Source organism: Williamsia sp. z34, assembly GCF_059553395.1.
Genome location: NZ_JCANWW010000002.1, coordinates 345,999 through 360,909, shown reverse-complemented (window position 1 = coordinate 360,909; position 14,911 = coordinate 345,999). Strand labels below are relative to the sequence as shown.

Below are 14,911 nucleotides of genomic sequence, written 5' to 3'. Positions count from 1 at the left end.
GAGGTTAGTGCTTGCGCCTGCGCTTACCGGACGGACGCGCCCCTGGCTCCGGAGTGCTTCCGGGACGGGCCGCACGCCTGGTGGCCGGAGTGGACTTGGTCAGGGTGGTCGCCGATCCCGTCGTTGCCGACCCGGCGACAGCGGTGTCCGCGTCGGCGACGACACCGGCTCGCTCCTCACGCTCGGCGCGTCGGGCCAGCACCTTGCGGGTGTGTGCCCCGATGTCCTTGCGACGTTCCTTCAACGTCGCCAGCAACGGAGTGGCGAAGAAGAGCGACGAGTACGTTCCGGTGATCACACCGACCATCTGGACCAGCGCAAGATCCTTCAGTGTTCCGACACCGAGCAACCAGACCGCGACGATCATCAGCGCGAGCACCGGCAACACCGAGATGACTGTGGTGTTGATGGACCGCATCAGGGTCTGGTTCACCGCGAGGTTCGCCTGCTCGGCGTACGTTCGGCGGGTCGTGTGCGTGACCCCTCGGACGTTCTCCTCGACCTTGTCGAAGACCACCACCGTGTCGTAGAGCGAGAAGCCCAGAATCGCGAGGAAGCCGATCACGGTCGCCGGGGTCACCTCGAATCCGACCAGCGAATAGATCCCGGCGGTGGTGATGATGTCGAAGATCAGGGCGGCCATCGCCGCCAGGGCCATCTCCCGGTCGAAACGGATGGCGATGTACACCGTCACGATCACCAGGAAGACGATCAGGGCGATGATCGCCTTCTCGGTGATCTCACCACCCCAGGTGGAACTGACCTCCGACGAGCTCACATCGTTCGGCGCCAGATCGAACGCCTCGGCCAGCGCGGTGTTGACCTTGACCACTTCTTGCGCGTCGAGGGTCTCGGTGCGGATCTGCACCGTCTTGCTCGAACCCGAACCGGCGGTCTGCACCGATTCGGGGGCGCTGCCCATGGCGTCGGTGTAGACATCCTCGACGTCTTCGGTGCTCACCTCACTCGACATCGGGAGCGAGATCTGAGTGCCGCCCTCGAAGTCGATCCCGAGCGTGAAACCGCGGATACCGAGACTGGCCAGCGAGATGATCACCAGCACCAGCGTGACCAGGTACCACATCTTGCGCCGTCCGACGATCTCGAAGGCGCCGGTACCGGTGTAGAGACGGGAGAGCGCAGAACGGTTGGTGGCCGCGACGAAGTTCGCGTCACTCGTGGGTGCCAGGCGATCGACCTCAGCCATTGCGCACTCCTCCTGAGGTCGAAGTCGGACGATCCGCCGCGGCAGCGTTGCGGCGCTCGCGCGCCACCTCGGAGACCGCGCCCAGACCATTGACAGAGGGCTTGGACAAGAACTTCGAACGTGATGCGTAGACCACCAGCGGATACGTCACCATGAACACCACCGCGACATCGAGGATGGTCGTGAGGCCGAGTGTGAACGCGAACCCGCGGACGTCACCGATCGCCAGGAAGTACAGCACCGCGGCCGAGATCAGGGACACCGCGTTACCGGACCAGATCGTCCGCTTCGCGCGGGCCCAGCCACGGGGCACGGCGGACCGGAAACTCCGGCCCTCGCGCATCTCGTCCTTTATTCGCTCGAAGTAGACGACAAACGAGTCGGCGGTCATACCGATACCGATCACCAGACCGGCGATACCCGCGAGGTCGAGCGAGAAGTTTATGTACCGGCCGAGCAGGACCATGATGCCGTAGACCATGACGCCCGACAGGACGAGCGAGACAACGGTCAGGATCCCGAGCATGCGGTAGTACAGCAACGCGTAGATGAAGACGGCCACGAGCCCGACCAGACCGGCGATCAGGCCGGCCTTGAGCGAAGACCAGCCCAGGGTTGCCGACACCGTCTCGGCATCGGAGGCCTCGAACGACAACGGCAACGATCCGTATTTGAGGACGTTGGCGAGATCTTTCGCCTCGGTCTGGGTGAAGTCGCCGCTGACCTCGGTGGTGCCGCTGATGGCACCGTTGATCTGCGGGGCGCTGACGACCTTCGAGTCGAGCGTGAATGCCGTCGCCTTGCCGATGTTCTGGGCCGTGTAGCTCGCCCACCGATCACTGGCGCCGCCCTTGTAGTCCAGGCGGACGATCCAGGCGCCGGCACCCTGGGTGGTGCCTGCCTCGGCCTTGTCGATGTCACTGCCCCTGAGGATCTGCGGTTCGAGCAGGAAGACCTGCGTCCCGTCCTCAGAGCAGGTGACCAGGTACTGATCGGGATCATCGTTGCCCTGCAACGGATCCGGAACCGCAGGGTCACAGTTCATCTGCGCCATGTACTGGGTCAGAGCCGTGGTGTCGGCGTCGGCGGGAGCCTGCCGCAACCTCTTCGCCTCGGCGATCGCCTCTTCCGGCGTCTGGTTTTCGGGGGTGGTCGCCGCCGGCTGGGGCGTTGCTGCCTGGACACTGGCGACCGGGCGCACGTACAGCAGGGCGGTCTGCCCCAGGGTGCGCGCCTGCTGCCCGTCGTCGCCGGGCACCGTGATGACCAGGTTGTCACCGGTGATGACGACCTCGGAACCCGAGACACCGAGCCCGTTGACGCGCTGCTCGATGATCTGCTTTGCCTTCTCGAGCTGATCTTTGCTCGGCGCGCTGCCATCGGGAGTACGAGCGGTCAGTGTGACCCGGGTACCGCCTTGTAGGTCGATACCCAGTTTGGGTGTCGGATCTTGGTTGCCGGTGAAGAACACCAGCCCGTACACCACGATCATCAATAAGAAAAAGACGATCAAAGACCGTATAGGCGGTGCCTCACGGTTCGACGACGATGCCACGCTGCCTACGTCTCCTCGGTTGTCCCAGATACCCCATGCACACCGCAGGGGCGCCCGCCACGGTACGTGCCGCGACCACAGTTGTGTCGCGACACCTCCGGCGGAGGCGCCCCGGTGCGGGCTTCGTACTTACGCTTTGTCTTGGTCTTCGTGCGGCTTCTCCAGGCTGACGTTCTTGTCGCCGCCGTCGGAGTTGCTCAGGTCGTCGTCATCGTGGATGCCGTTGTACTCGATCTCGGCATCGTTGCTGCCGATCAGACCGACACCCGGGTAGCTGTCGGCGAGGTCATCGGAGTGGACGACCTCGCGGATGGCCAGACGGTTCCAACGAGACACGCAACCATCGGCGATCTCGAGATCGACGGTGCCTTCGGCCAGCCCGGCCACGGTGCCGTAGACACCGGACGTGGTCTGGACGCGGACGCCGACCTGCAGGGATTCCTGCATGGTTTTGGCTTCTGCCACAGCCTTCTTCTGGCGGCGGACAGACAGGAACATCATGCCGACCAAGAAGACCAGCAGTAGGGGGAATAGCAATTCCATGAGGTGTGTTCAGTCCTTGTTCGTGATTCGTGGTCGCGAGAAGTGCTCGCAATCACTCACCAGTGTGCCATCATCCCCGCTCCACGCCAGATGCGGCGTCGACCAACTGCTCTTCAGAGCCCGTTCTCGTCGGATGGGTCGAAGAGCGAAACCACATCGGGGCCGTCGTCCCTGGCCCGGACACCGAAGCCCGCATTCAGCGCGCCTGCCGGTGGGTTCAGCCCGAGGTGATGCCACGCGGCGGCGGTCGCAACCCGGCCGCGAGGGGTCCGGGCGATCATCCCGGCCCGCACCAGGAACGGTTCGCACACTTCCTCGACGGTCGCGGGCTCTTCTCCGACGGCCACCGCAAGCGTCGACACACCGACCGGTCCGCCGCCGAAACCCCTGATCAGGGCGGCGAGCACAGCGCGGTCGAGGCGGTCGAAGCCGAGTTCGTCGACGTCATAGACAGACAGCGCCGCCCGCGCGACGGCCAGGTCGATCACGCCATCGGCCCGCACCTCCGCGTAGTCGCGGACGCGTCGCAGCAACCGGTTGGCGATGCGGGGCGTGCCCCGGGACCGTGAGGCGATCTCGGCACCGGCGTCGGGCTGCATCGGGATGTCGAGAATTCCCGCGGCGCGGTTCAGGACGCGCTCGAGTTCCCCGGTGTCGTAGAACTCCATGTGCGCGGTGAACCCGAATCGGTCACGCAGGGGCCCGGTCAGGGCTCCTGACCGGGTTGTCGCGCCGACCAACGTGAACGGTGCGACATCGAGCGGGATCGACGTGGCGCCGGGACCCTTGCCGACGATCACGTCGACCCGGAAGTCTTCCATCGCCAGGTACAGCATCTCTTCGGCGGGCCGGGCGATCCGGTGGATCTCGTCGATGAAGAGCACATCGCCTTCGACGAGGTTGGAGAGCATCGCGGCGAGATCACCGGCACGTTCGAGTGCCGGGCCCGACGTCACCCGCAGCGCCGCACCCATCTCGGAGGCAATGATCATCGCCAGTGAGGTCTTGCCGAGCCCGGGTGGCCCCGAGAGCAGGATGTGGTCCGGTGTCCCGCCGCGTCCGCGAGCGGCCTGCAACACGAGTTCGAGTTGCTCGCAGACCCGGGGTTGCCCGATGAAGTCGCCCAGGCTGCGCGGCCGGAGGCTGTTGTCGAGGTCGCCGTCGCCCGCGATGCGTCCGGCGTTCACGGTACGACTGCCGGAGTCGTCCGGCGCCGAACCGAAACCGTCGGTCCCGAGGTCGTCGGCCGGGTCGTCGTCCCCGAAGTTGCTGTCGTCCGGGCCGATCATGTCGGGCCACCCATCACTTGGTCTTACCCAATGACGCCAACGCGGCCCGCAGCACGGTGGCCGAGTTCGCATCGGGCTGGTCGGCGAGTACCGCGATGACGGCCTTCTCCGCCTGCGGCGCGGCGAACCCGAGGCCGACCAGGGCCTCGGACACCTGATCGCGAATCGTGAAGCCCGACATCGGGGATGCACCGGCGGAAGCGGCATGTGGTCGCTCGACCTTGTCGCGCAGTTCGACCACAAGTCGCTCGGCGACCCGCTTGCCGATGCCCGGCACAGTGCTCAACGCCTTGGTGTCGCCGTCGGCCAGCGCCTGACGCAGGGCCTCCGGTTCGAGGACCGCGAGGGTGGCCATCGCCAACCGCGGGCCGACCCCGGTCACCGTCTGCAGCAACGTGAACAACGACCTGGCATCGGGTTCGGTGAAGCCGTACAACGTCATCGAGTCCTCGCGGACGATCATCGTCGTGAGCAGGGTGGCCTCGACGCCCCGGCGCACCGATCCGGCGGTGGTCGGGGTGACCAGGACCTGGTATCCGACGCCGGCACAATCGATGACCACATGGTCGAGTGCCACGTCGACCACCGGACCACGAACCGAAGCGATCATCTCGCCGCCGCCTTCTTCGCCTGGGCGACTCGCTCGCGATACGCCTTTTGTTGAGCCAATGCCTTGGCCTGTGCCGCCTCCATGCGTTCGGCGATGGGCCCCCGCCAGCAATGACAGATCGCCAACGCCAGCGCATCGGCGGCATCGGCCGGTTTGGGCGCCTGCTGCATCCCCAGGATGCGGGTCACCATGGCGGTGACCTGGGCTTTGTCGGCGCGTCCACTACCGGTGACGGCGGCCTTCACCTCACTCGGCGTGTGGAACCGCACCGGGACGCCCCGCTTGGCCGCGGCCAGCGCGATCACTCCCCCGGCCTGCGCGGTACCCATCGCGGTGCTGACCTGGTGCTGCGCGAAGACCCGCTCGATCGCCACCACGTCCGGACTGTGCACATCGAGCCAGTGCTCGGCGGCCGTGTGGATCGCGAGCAACCGGTTCTCCAACGGCATGTCCGGGGGCGTGCGGATCACGTCGACATCGAGTGCGGTCACCGCGCGACCGGAGCCGGACTGAACCAGCGCGATCCCGCACCGGGTCAATCCTGGGTCCACACCCATCACACGCATGCATCTCCACCTTCGACAACGACCGCCAGAAACGAACAACTGTTCGATATCCTAGCGGCCGCGTCGAACAGGGCGGAGCACCAACACGCCGGGTCAGGCGTCTTGTTCGAGTTCTGCGAGCACGTCGTCGCTGATGTCGATGTTGGTGTAGACGTCCTGGACGTCGTCTGAATCCTCGAGCGCGTCGATCAGCCGGAACACCTTGCGTGCACCCTCGGCGTCGACCGGCACCTCGACCGAGGCGCGGAAGCTGGCCTCGGCTGATTCGTAATCGATGTCCGCCTCCTGCAATGCGGTGCGAACGGCAACCAGATCCGTTGGCTCACTGACGATCTCGAATTGGGTTCCCAGATCGGTGACCTCTTCGGCACCGGCTTCGAGAACAGCCATCAACACATCGTCCTCGGACAGACCGTTCTTTTCCAGGGTCACCACACCCTTGCGCGCGAACAGGTACGACACCGAACCCGGATCGGCCATGTTGCCGCCGTTGCGGCTCATCGCGGTGCGCACCTCGGTGGCGGCCCGGTTGCGGTTGTCGGTGAGACATTCGATCAGGATCGCAACACCGTTGGGGCCGTAACCCTCATAAGTGATGTTCTGCCAGTCGGCCCCACCGGCCTCTTCGCCGCCGCCACGTTTGCGGGCGCGCTCGATGTTGTCGTTGGGCACCGACGATTTCTTCGCCTTTTGGATGGCGTCGTACAGCGTGGGGTTACCGCTCGGGTCGCCGCCACCGGTGCGGGCCGCAACCTCGATGTTCTTGACGAGCTTGGCAAACATCTTGCCGCGCTTGGCATCGACCACCGCCTTCTTGTGCTTGGTGGTGGCCCATTTGGAGTGGCCGCTCATTGGCGCAGGCCCCTTTCGTACGGCTGTGGTCTTCTGGCGTGGAGGTGCGGATCGATCCTACTCGCAGTGTCAGCGGGTATTTCTGACCATCTCGGCAAAGTACTCGTGGACCCGCAGATCGCCGGTCACCTCCGGATGGAATGAGGTCGCCAGGACATTGCCCTGACGCACCGCCACCACGCGGCCGGCGGCCGGGCCGTCGGGGACGGTACCCAGGACCTGCACGCCCTGGCCCGTCGACTCGACCCACGGGGCCCGGATGAACACCGCCCGCATCGGACCACCGGGGATGCCGTCGAGTTCGAGGTCGGTCTCGAAAGAGGCGACCTGCCGCCCGAAAGCGTTGCGTCGCACGGTGATGTCGAGGGCATCGAGGTGCTGGGCATCGGGTCGGGTGTCGAGGATGTTGCTGGCGAGCATGATCATCCCGGCGCAGGACCCGTAGGCGGGCAGGCCACCGGCCAGAGCCTTGCGCAGGGGCTCGAGCAGCTCGAGGATCACCAGCAGTTTGCTCATCGTGGTCGATTCGCCGCCGGGGATGACGAGTCCGTCGATCTCGTCGAGTTCAGCGGGCCGGCGGATCGAACAGGCCTGCGCCCCCGCCTTGGTCAGCGCGTCGTGGTGTTCGCGGACATCACCTTGCAGGGCGAGGATGCCGATCCGGGGTGCGCTGCTCAACTCGGCCGCTTCGCGTGCTGGTCGGCCGGGACCGGACGTCCGGTCCGGGTCAGTCCCTCCTGCGTCACCGCGGCCACCATCACGCCCCGGTGGTCGTAGATCCGGCCCTGGGTCAACGAACGACCACCACCGGCCGACGGCGACGTCTGGTCGTAGAGCAGCCACTCGTCGGCGCGGAACGGGCGCAGGAACCACATCGCGTGGTCGAGGGAGGCGAATTGCGCGTCTTCATCGGGATGCGGGACCTTCGCCGAACCGAGCAACGTCATGTCGCTCATGTACGCGAGGGTGCAGACATGGAAGACCTGGTCGTCGGGCAGCGGGGTGCGGTAGCGGAACCACACCTGCTGCTGCGCCGCGAGGTCCCGGCTACCGATCAGGTCTTCGCGCGGAACGATCCGGACGTCGAAGTTCTCCCATTCGCGGTAGGGCGCCTTGAGTTCCGGGTCGTCGACCGTCAGCAGGTCGACGAGTTCTTCGGGCCGCTTGACCCGCGGCATCGTGTCCTGGTGTTCGTAACCCTGGTCTTCGACATGGAACGAGGCCGACATCGTGAAGATCGCCAGGCCGTCCTGGATGGCGGTGACCCGGCGCGTGCAGAACGACCGGCCGTCGCGGATCCGATCGACGAGGTACACCGTCGGTTCGAGCGGATTGCCCCCGCGAAGGAAGTAGCCGTGCAGCGAGTGCACGTTGAACCGGTTCTCGACACTGCGGGTGGCCGACACCAGCGCCTGTCCGGCGACCTGCCCGCCGAAGGTGCGTTCGAGGAAACTCTCGTGAACGCGCCCCCGGTAGATGTCCTTCTCGATCTCCTCGAGTTGGAGGATCTCTTCGATCATCGCCATGTGGTTGACCCCTTTCTGACCACGATTATTGCCCACGTGGCGTCAGAGGCCGACCACCCGCACCCGCGGGGGGCTACTTCACAGATCGTCGATGGAGACGATCCCGTCCTGGATCGCCCGAGCGACCAGAGCCGCCTTGGTCGATGCCCCGCGGCCGACCTCGTTGTACTTCACCCGGATTCGGGCCAGGTGTGTGTTGACGGTGCCGAGCGAGATGAAGAGTGATTCGGCCACAGCCGATTTCGAGTCCAGGTTCAGCCAGGCCCGGAGAACCTCGACTTCGCGCTGCGACAACTTGGGCCTCGGGTACGCCGTGGGCGACGCCGCATCGGCCGAGCCCGCCGCGGCCGCGCGCGCCGGTGAGGTCGGGGCCCCCGGGGTGGTGCAGGTGCCGGCCGGCCGGCCGGGAAGTGGCATCGTGCGCTGCGCCAGGCGGGCCAACGCCTCTTCACGGGTCATCCGGGCCGGGGTCGCCGGACGATAGCCGACGCGTGGACGGGTCGGCGCGTGAAAAGTGTTGTGCAGTAAGGTCATCGCGATCTCCTGATAGGTGGTGGGCCATCTCGCTGCTGCGGCGCGGCTGTGGAATGTCACAACACTAAAACCGCTGCCGGAGAAGGTCGATGGGGAGAACTACCCACCCCATCGATGCAGGTAAGACCACCTTTTCACGGCGAACACCCCGATTGCGTGCCCGATCGGGCACACTTGCGGGCGATCAGCTCCCCGTCACACCGCTTCGTCGGGCCTCGGCCTCGATCATCGGCAGGTCGGCGCGGGTCACCACCCGGGAGGCAACCGCGTATTCGACGAGCTTGACCCGGCGATTGCTGGCCAGATGACCCGATCCACCGCGCATCCCCGAGACACCGATCTGATCGAACTTGTCGCAGACGTTGTCGAGTTTGCGATTGAACTTGGTGAGTGACCAGCCGAGGCGTTCGGCGGCCCGCGCCGACGACGGGATGGAGCTCGCCCCGGTGCCGTTGCGACGCAGCACCTCTTCGGCGAGGACCACGATGAGCAGCTTCTGACTCTCCGTCAGCGAGACGACGCCGATGGTCGCCTCACCGCTGCCCGTCGGTTCGGCCGGCGGATCCAGCGTGACCAGAGGAGTTGTGCCCGAATGGATGTCGAGTTCATAGGTGGTCGGGCCTGCGGAGAACACCACCGCGGTCACCCCGGATATCAGCGGCACACTTGCACCGGGCGCCAGAGTGGCCGAGAACCCCGCCTCCCCGGCGACCACACCCGCCGACAGATGCGAGCCGACGTTGGACAACCACCACAGACCCTTTTCGAAATGGATCGTCAGGAACTTGCGGTGCAGATAGGGGTTGTCATCGATGTCCAGGTCGGCTTCACGGCCGATGTGCAACGGTACGTCCGGGTCGAGCGGGTACCGCTCGCCGCAGTAGTCGACGAACGACTCCGTCGGCGCGCTCATCGGCACGTTCACCGAATGGGTTCGACAAGTTCCGGGACCGCCATGACATCGGCGATCGCCACGGTCACGTTGTCGCGTCCGCCGGACTCCAATGCCGCCTCGACAAGTGTTGTCGCGGCCTGGGTGGGATCGGTGTGATCAGCCAGGATCTGCGCGATCACGCTGTCGGCGAGTTCTCCGGTCAGACCATCGGTGCAGACCAGGATCCGGTCACCGACCGCGACCTGGAAGGTGAAGAAGTCCGCCTCTTGTTCCATCCCGGCTCCGAGGGCACGGGTGATCACGTTGCGCCGCGGGTCGACCCGGGCCTGTTCGACGGTCAGGTAACCCGCGTCGACCAACTCTTGGACCTGCGAGTGGTCCACGGTGACCTGTTCGAGACGGCCCGCGGAGAACCGGTAGGTCCGCGAATCCCCGATGTTCAGGACGAGCCAGTGCGGCACACCGTCGTTGTCGGCCAGCAACGCACCGGTGATGGTGGTGCCCGCGTGACGGGCCGACTCGGTGTCGATCCGCTCGATCTGCCGCTGTGCCTCGGAGAGCATCTCGACCACCGAGTCGCGCGTGCGATTGATCCCGCTGATGGCGGTGGCCGACAGCGCCGTCAGCGCCGCCTCACTGGCCAGCTCGCCACGGTCGTGCCCACCCATGCCGTCGGCTACCAGAAACATCCCGGGCGCCACCAGAACCGCGTCCTCGTTGGCCTCGCGCAGCAGACCGACGTCGCTGACAACGGCCCACGCGATCGAGACCTGGCCGAACTCACCTGTACCGCTACGGGTTACATCGCGAACCGCCCCGGTTGTCTCCATGCTCATCGAGCTCCGCCTTCAGGTCTTTTGGTCGAGCGCGCCAACACGTATCAATCTGCCACGTCAAAGCTTCTTCTGCCCGGCGCAGCAACCTTGCCCGGTCTGATCATCCACAATCGACCCGCCGGGCGCAGTGAATTGACCATGCGTGTCGGCAGAAACAGCCCGGTCACCTGCGGTCCGGCCGGTTTTCCGGCCGGCCGGGCAGCCCAGGCAGCGCTCGTTCGATCAGATGACGCCGGTCACCAACCGCGCTCTGCGAGGCGGTGCGGCTCCGGGATCTCGTCGACATTGATACCGACCATTGCCTCGCCCAGTCCGCGGGAGACCTTGGCCAGCACATCGGGGTCGTCGAAGAAGGTGGTGGCCTGCACGATGGCGGCTGCGCGCTGAGCCGGATTACCGGACTTGAAGATGCCCGATCCGACGAACACGCCCTCGGCGCCGAGCTGCATCATCATCGCGGCATCGGCCGGGGTGGCGATACCACCGGCGGTGAACAGGGTGACCGGCAGTTTGCCGGCCTCGGCGATCTCCACAACCAGGTCGTACGGCGCCTGCAGTTCCTTGGCGGCCACGAACAGCTCGTCCTTGGGCAACGAGGTCAGCCACCGGATCTGGTCACGCATCTTGCGCATGTGGGTGGTGGCGTTGGAGACATCACCGGTTCCGGCCTCACCCTTGGACCGGATCATCCCGGCACCTTCAGTGATCCGGCGCAGCGCCTCACCGAGATTGGTGGCACCACAGACGAAGGGAACGGTGAACTGCCACTTGTCGATGTGGTTGGCGTAGTCGGCCGGGGTCAGCACCTCGGACTCGTCGATGTAGTCGACGCCGAGGCTCTGCAGGATCTGGGCCTCGACGAAGTGGCCGATCCTGGCCTTGGCCATCACCGGGATCGAGACCGTGGAGATGATCGAATCGATCATGTCCGGGTCACTCATCCGGGAGACTCCGCCCTGGGCCCGGATGTCGGCGGGAACGCGTTCGAGAGCCATGACGGCAACAGCACCGGCATCCTCGGCGATCTTGGCCTGCTCGGCGTTGACCACGTCCATGATCACGCCGCCCTTGAGCATCTCGGCCATTCCACGCTTGACCCGCGCAGTGCCGGTGCCGGAAGCTTCCGGGCTCACCGAAGAACCAAGGTCTGAAGCACTGCTCACGTCTATTACTCCTACACAACTAGTGGATACACAGTCCGTAAAGTCCTGGACGTTCAGTGTATGCCCTGGGCATTTCGGTACGTGCCGGTCCCGGGGGGGGACGTCAGCCCATCCAGCGCCGGGGGGTCGCAGTTCAGGCCGCCGCGCGCTCGACGATCTCGAAATACGTCGGGAGCGGGGCGGTACCGCCCAGATGTAGCCACCGCACCGGGCGCCGGTTTCGCAACGCGAGCGTGTCGCGGACAGCGTCGTTGTAGAACCGCCGGGCGATCATCACCCTGGTCTCGGCGTCGGCGAGTTCGGTGACCAGTTGGGAGCGCAGCGAGGCGCTGTCGACCTGCGCCAGCGCGGCGGAGACCACGTTCTCGGCGTCTTCACGTTCGCCGACGGGTGCACCTTCGGCCCGGTCGGCCGCGGCGATCAGCGCTTTGCCGTCACCACCGAGACCGGCACCGATCGACCGCGCCACCACGGCGCGGCGGGCCAGTGCCGCGTCGAGGGCCTGCCAGGACAGATCGACCCGCACATGCAGGCGGTCGAGCCGGTTCGCGGTCTTGTAGGACCAGCCGAGCCCGGCCAGCACCACCACCGCGACGATTCCCAGGATCAGAATCGTCAGAGCTGAAATCGTCATTCTTCGACTACCACCTTGCCGGCCCCGATCGTGACCGTGTCATAAACCCGCAGGATCTGATCAGCGACCTGCGACCAGTCGTACCGTGCGGCGCGCTGCTCTGCGCGCCCGACCATGGCGGAGCGACTGGCGTCGTCGCCGAGGGCCGAAATGATGCCGAAGGCGAGTTCTTCCGAGTCGCCCACCTCGACCAGCACTCCACAGCGTCCGTCGTCGAGGACCCTGCGGAATGCGTCGAGCTTGCTCGCCACGACAGCTGCGCCGGCGGCCATCGCCTCGACCAGCACGATGCCGAAACTCTCGCCGCCCAGGTTGGGCGCGCAGTACACGTCGGCCGACCGCAGGGCGCGGGCCTTGGTCTCGTCGTCGACCTGACCGAGCAGGACCAGTCGGTCCGCGTACTCCCCGGCCTTGCCGCGCAGCGTGCGTTCGTGACCGCCGCCGACCACCAGGACCCGCACGTCCGGGTACCGGGCGACCACCGCGGGAAGCGCCCCGAGCAGAACGTCCATCCCCTTGCGGGGTTCGTCGTAGCGACCGAGGAACAGGATCGTCTTGCCCCGGCGGGGATAGCCTTCGAACGGCTCGGCATCGGAGAAAGACCGCACGTGGACCCCGTTCGGGATCTCGACCGCATCGGATCCGAGGGATTCCATCTGCCACCGGCGGGCCAGTTCGGAGACAGCGATCTTACCGGCGATGCGTTCGTGATAGGGCCGCAGAATCCCCTGGAAAAGACTGAGCCACAACGACTTCGTGGTCGCCGCGTGGAAGGTGGTGACGATCGGACCCTGCGCGACCATCAGCGAGAGCATCGAGATGCTTGGCGAGTTGGGCTCGTGGACGTGGAGTACGTCGAACTCCTGTTCCCGCAGCCACTTGCGCAGGCGCCCATACGCTTTCGGACTGAAGTTCAGTCGGGCCACCGAGCCGTTGTACGGGATCGCCAGTGCCTCGCCGACCGACACCACGTAGTCCGGCAACTCGGTGCCCCGGCCCGCCGGGGCCAGCACACTGACAATGTGTCCACGGTTGATGAACACCTGCGCGAGTTCCATCACGTGGGCCTGGACCCCGCCCGGGATGTCGAACGAGTACGGGCAGATCATGCCGATCTTCATTCGGTGCTCCCCTCCTCGATCATGCGACGCCGGTTCTGCGACCAGTCAGCCTCCCACAGGGGTTGCAGCATGTGCCAATCTTCGGGATGCGCAGCGATATTGGTCTCGAATATCGCCGCCAACGCCTGCGTGGTCGCCTGCAGCCCACCGGACGTGTCGATGACCTCACTACAGGAGACCTGGGAGCTGTCGGATCCGGTGAACCAGTGGTGGGCCGCGATCAACGCGGCCCCGGTTTCGATCGCCAATTTGGCGGGGCCGGCCGGCATCCGGGTCTGTTCCCCGAAGAACGTCACCGGGACGCCGCGCTTGGCGAGATCGCGCTCACCGAGCAAGCAGACAACACCCCCGGACCGAAGCCGGGCCGCGAGCTGTTGATAGGGCGGGGCCTGCCCGCCGCTGAGCGGGAAGATCTCGAAGCCCAGGCTCTCCCGGTACCGGACGAACCGCTCGAACAACGACTCGGGCTTGAGCCGCTCGGCGACGGTGGAGAACTCGCCGACCGAGTGGACGAGCCAGACCCCGGCCATGTCCCAGTTGCCGGTGTGCGGCAGCGCGAAGACCAGGCCCTTGCCCTTGTCCAGGGCCGTCATGAACCGGTCGCGATCGGCGTCGGGCATGTGCACCCGGGCCGCCGCGTCGGCCGTATCCATGGACGGAAGGCGGAACGACTCCCGCCAATAACGCGCATACGACCGCATCGCGGCCTTCATCATGTCGTCGGGGACCTGCTCGGGTGTACAGCCCAACACCCGCGCCAGGTTCTTGCGAAGCTGATCGGGTCCACCTCGACGGCTGCCGGCGACTGTGCCCACCCCGTCGAAAATGCTGCGGGCCAGGCCTTCCGGCAGATGTCTGACCAGGGACCATCCGGCCGCGTAACCGAGGTCCGCGAGCCGTTCGGCAACCGCCGTCACTCCGTCGGCCCGCCGGGTTCCGGTGCCTTCGAAGGGGCCGCGATGGGGACCGGATCGGTGGCTCCCGGCGACTTGTACACCGACCACATCCGCTGAAAAACGGTGATCACGCTGCCCGCGGCCAGTGCCCACATCGCGATGTGGATGGCCCAGGGCAATCCGAGGCCGGTCAGGCCGGTGCCGGCCAACACGATGACCAGGCGGTCCGGCCGTTCGATCAGCCCGCCATCGCCGTTGAGACCGCTGGCCTCTGCACGCGCCTTGGCGTAGGAGATCACCTGCGAGGTGACCAGGCAGATCATCGTTGCGATGAATAGCGGCTTGCTCGGTTCCTCCACCAGGGTCCACCAGCCGAGTCCGGCGAAGATGGCACCGTCGGCGAGCCGGTCGCAGGTGGAATCGAGCACGGCACCGAACTTGGTGCCGCCGCCGCGGGCCCGGGCCATCGCACCGTCGAGCATGTCGAACATCACGAAGAGCCAGATCACCAGCGTCCCGACGAACAAGTAGCCCATCGGCAGCAGCGTCACCGCGGCCGCGATCGTGGCCACGGTGCCGATGATCGTCATCGCATCAGGTGTCAGACCGGTCTTGATCAGCGCTTTCCCCAGCGGCAGGGTGATCTTGGACACCGACGCCCGACCCAGCACACTCAACATAGAT

At 66.0% G+C, this 14,911-nt stretch carries 16 protein-coding genes and 1 pseudogene; all 17 read right to left on the bottom strand.

Annotated features, from left to right (window positions below; all coding sequences use genetic code 11):
• Window positions 1-4: 4 nt before the first annotated feature.
• The gene (secF, locus tag AC51GT_RS06055; protein ID WP_496325153.1) at window positions 5-1,207 is read right to left on the bottom strand and encodes a protein translocase subunit SecF; all 1,203 of its coding nucleotides are present in this window, start codon (window positions 1,205-1,207) and stop codon (window positions 5-7) included.
• A complete protein-coding gene (gene secD, locus AC51GT_RS06050; RefSeq protein ID WP_496328477.1) occupies window positions 1,200-2,792 on the bottom strand; it encodes a protein translocase subunit SecD in 1,593 nt (530 codons plus the stop codon). Before secD ends, secF begins: the two co-directional genes overlap by 8 nt.
• 99 nt (window positions 2,793-2,891) lie before the next feature.
• Window positions 2,892-3,305: a preprotein translocase subunit YajC gene (gene yajC / locus AC51GT_RS06045; protein WP_496325154.1), complete on the bottom strand. Its 414-nt coding sequence runs from the start codon at window positions 3,303-3,305 to the stop codon at window positions 2,892-2,894.
• Between the two features lie 113 nt (window positions 3,306-3,418).
• Window positions 3,419-4,594, bottom strand: a complete 1,176-nt coding sequence (gene ruvB / locus AC51GT_RS06040; protein WP_496328186.1) for a Holliday junction branch migration DNA helicase RuvB — start codon at window positions 4,592-4,594, stop codon at window positions 3,419-3,421.
• Window positions 4,595-4,607: 13 nt separating this feature from the next.
• Complete coding sequence (gene ruvA / locus AC51GT_RS06035) at window positions 4,608-5,204, bottom strand: Holliday junction branch migration protein RuvA (protein ID WP_496325156.1); 597 nt, start codon at window positions 5,202-5,204, stop codon at window positions 4,608-4,610.
• A complete protein-coding gene (gene ruvC / locus AC51GT_RS06030) occupies window positions 5,201-5,770 on the bottom strand; it encodes a crossover junction endodeoxyribonuclease RuvC (protein WP_482139297.1) in 570 nt (189 codons plus the stop codon). Before ruvC ends, ruvA begins: the two co-directional genes overlap by 4 nt.
• A 93-nt stretch (window positions 5,771-5,863) precedes the next feature.
• A complete protein-coding gene (locus tag AC51GT_RS06025) occupies window positions 5,864-6,622 on the bottom strand; it encodes a YebC/PmpR family DNA-binding transcriptional regulator (protein ID WP_496325157.1) in 759 nt (252 codons plus the stop codon).
• Window positions 6,623-6,691: 69 nt separating this feature from the next.
• Window positions 6,692-7,300, bottom strand: coding sequence for a pyridoxal 5'-phosphate synthase glutaminase subunit PdxT (pdxT, locus tag AC51GT_RS06020; RefSeq protein WP_496325158.1), 609 nt, complete (start codon window positions 7,298-7,300; stop codon window positions 6,692-6,694).
• Window positions 7,297-8,148, bottom strand: a complete 852-nt coding sequence (locus AC51GT_RS06015) for an acyl-CoA thioesterase (protein ID WP_496325159.1) — start codon at window positions 8,146-8,148, stop codon at window positions 7,297-7,299. Before AC51GT_RS06015 ends, pdxT begins: the two co-directional genes overlap by 4 nt.
• Before the next feature lie 78 nt (window positions 8,149-8,226).
• Window positions 8,227-8,682, bottom strand: coding sequence for a response regulator transcription factor (locus AC51GT_RS06010; RefSeq protein ID WP_496328185.1), 456 nt, complete (start codon window positions 8,680-8,682; stop codon window positions 8,227-8,229).
• 184 nt (window positions 8,683-8,866) lie between these two features.
• Window positions 8,867-9,595, bottom strand: a complete 729-nt coding sequence (locus tag AC51GT_RS06005) for an FHA domain-containing protein (protein ID WP_496328184.1) — start codon at window positions 9,593-9,595, stop codon at window positions 8,867-8,869.
• Between the two features lie 8 nt (window positions 9,596-9,603).
• Complete coding sequence (locus AC51GT_RS06000) at window positions 9,604-10,413, bottom strand: PP2C family protein-serine/threonine phosphatase (protein WP_496328183.1); 810 nt, start codon at window positions 10,411-10,413, stop codon at window positions 9,604-9,606.
• Between the two features lie 236 nt (window positions 10,414-10,649).
• Window positions 10,650-11,576: a pyridoxal 5'-phosphate synthase lyase subunit PdxS gene (gene pdxS / locus AC51GT_RS05995; protein WP_496325163.1), complete on the bottom strand. Its 927-nt coding sequence runs from the start codon at window positions 11,574-11,576 to the stop codon at window positions 10,650-10,652.
• Window positions 11,577-11,715: 139 nt separating this feature from the next.
• A pseudogene (locus AC51GT_RS05990) lies at window positions 11,716-12,210 on the bottom strand (LemA family protein); the annotation flags it as partial.
• Window positions 12,207-13,331, bottom strand: a complete 1,125-nt coding sequence (locus AC51GT_RS05985; protein WP_496328182.1) for a glycosyltransferase family 4 protein — start codon at window positions 13,329-13,331, stop codon at window positions 12,207-12,209. The gene AC51GT_RS05985 and the pseudogene AC51GT_RS05990, both read right to left, overlap by 4 nt.
• Window positions 13,328-14,248 carry a phosphatidylinositol mannoside acyltransferase gene (locus AC51GT_RS05980; protein ID WP_496328181.1) on the bottom strand — a complete coding sequence of 307 codons (921 nt, stop codon included), beginning with the start codon at window positions 14,246-14,248 and terminating at the stop codon, window positions 13,328-13,330. The genes AC51GT_RS05985 and AC51GT_RS05980 overlap by 4 nt, the downstream gene beginning before the upstream one ends.
• Complete coding sequence (pgsA, locus tag AC51GT_RS05975; RefSeq protein ID WP_496328180.1) at window positions 14,245-14,907, bottom strand: phosphatidylinositol phosphate synthase; 663 nt, start codon at window positions 14,905-14,907, stop codon at window positions 14,245-14,247. Before pgsA ends, AC51GT_RS05980 begins: the two co-directional genes overlap by 4 nt.
• Window positions 14,908-14,911 lie beyond the last annotated feature (4 nt).

What these genes read in the sequence shown, in the direction of transcription:
- AC51GT_RS06000 (WP_496328183.1), bottom strand. Translation starts at nt 10,413, where the DNA reads ATGAGCATGGAGACAACCGGGGCGGTTCGCGATGTAACCCGTAGCGGT.
- ruvB (WP_496328186.1), bottom strand. Translation starts at nt 4,594, where the DNA reads ATGATCGGCCCGGACGACAGCAACTTCGGGGACGACGACCCGGCCGAC.
- ruvA (WP_496325156.1), bottom strand. Translation starts at nt 5,204, where the DNA reads ATGATCGCTTCGGTTCGTGGTCCGGTGGTCGACGTGGCACTCGACCAT.
- AC51GT_RS05985 (WP_496328182.1), bottom strand. Translation starts at nt 13,331, where the DNA reads ATGAAGATCGGCATGATCTGCCCGTACTCGTTCGACATCCCGGGCGGG.
- pgsA (WP_496328180.1), bottom strand. Translation starts at nt 14,907, where the DNA reads ATGTTGAGTGTGCTGGGTCGGGCGTCGGTGTCCAAGATCACCCTGCCG.
- secF (WP_496325153.1), bottom strand. Translation starts at nt 1,207, where the DNA reads ATGGCTGAGGTCGATCGCCTGGCACCCACGAGTGACGCGAACTTCGTC.
- yajC (WP_496325154.1), bottom strand. Translation starts at nt 3,305, where the DNA reads ATGGAATTGCTATTCCCCCTACTGCTGGTCTTCTTGGTCGGCATGATG.
- AC51GT_RS06015 (WP_496325159.1), bottom strand. Translation starts at nt 8,148, where the DNA reads ATGGCGATGATCGAAGAGATCCTCCAACTCGAGGAGATCGAGAAGGAC.
- ruvC (WP_482139297.1), bottom strand. Translation starts at nt 5,770, where the DNA reads ATGCGTGTGATGGGTGTGGACCCAGGATTGACCCGGTGCGGGATCGCG.
- AC51GT_RS06025 (WP_496325157.1), bottom strand. Translation starts at nt 6,622, where the DNA reads ATGAGCGGCCACTCCAAATGGGCCACCACCAAGCACAAGAAGGCGGTG.
- AC51GT_RS06005 (WP_496328184.1), bottom strand. Translation starts at nt 9,595, where the DNA reads ATGAGCGCGCCGACGGAGTCGTTCGTCGACTACTGCGGCGAGCGGTAC.
- AC51GT_RS06010 (WP_496328185.1), bottom strand. Translation starts at nt 8,682, where the DNA reads ATGACCTTACTGCACAACACTTTTCACGCGCCGACCCGTCCACGCGTC.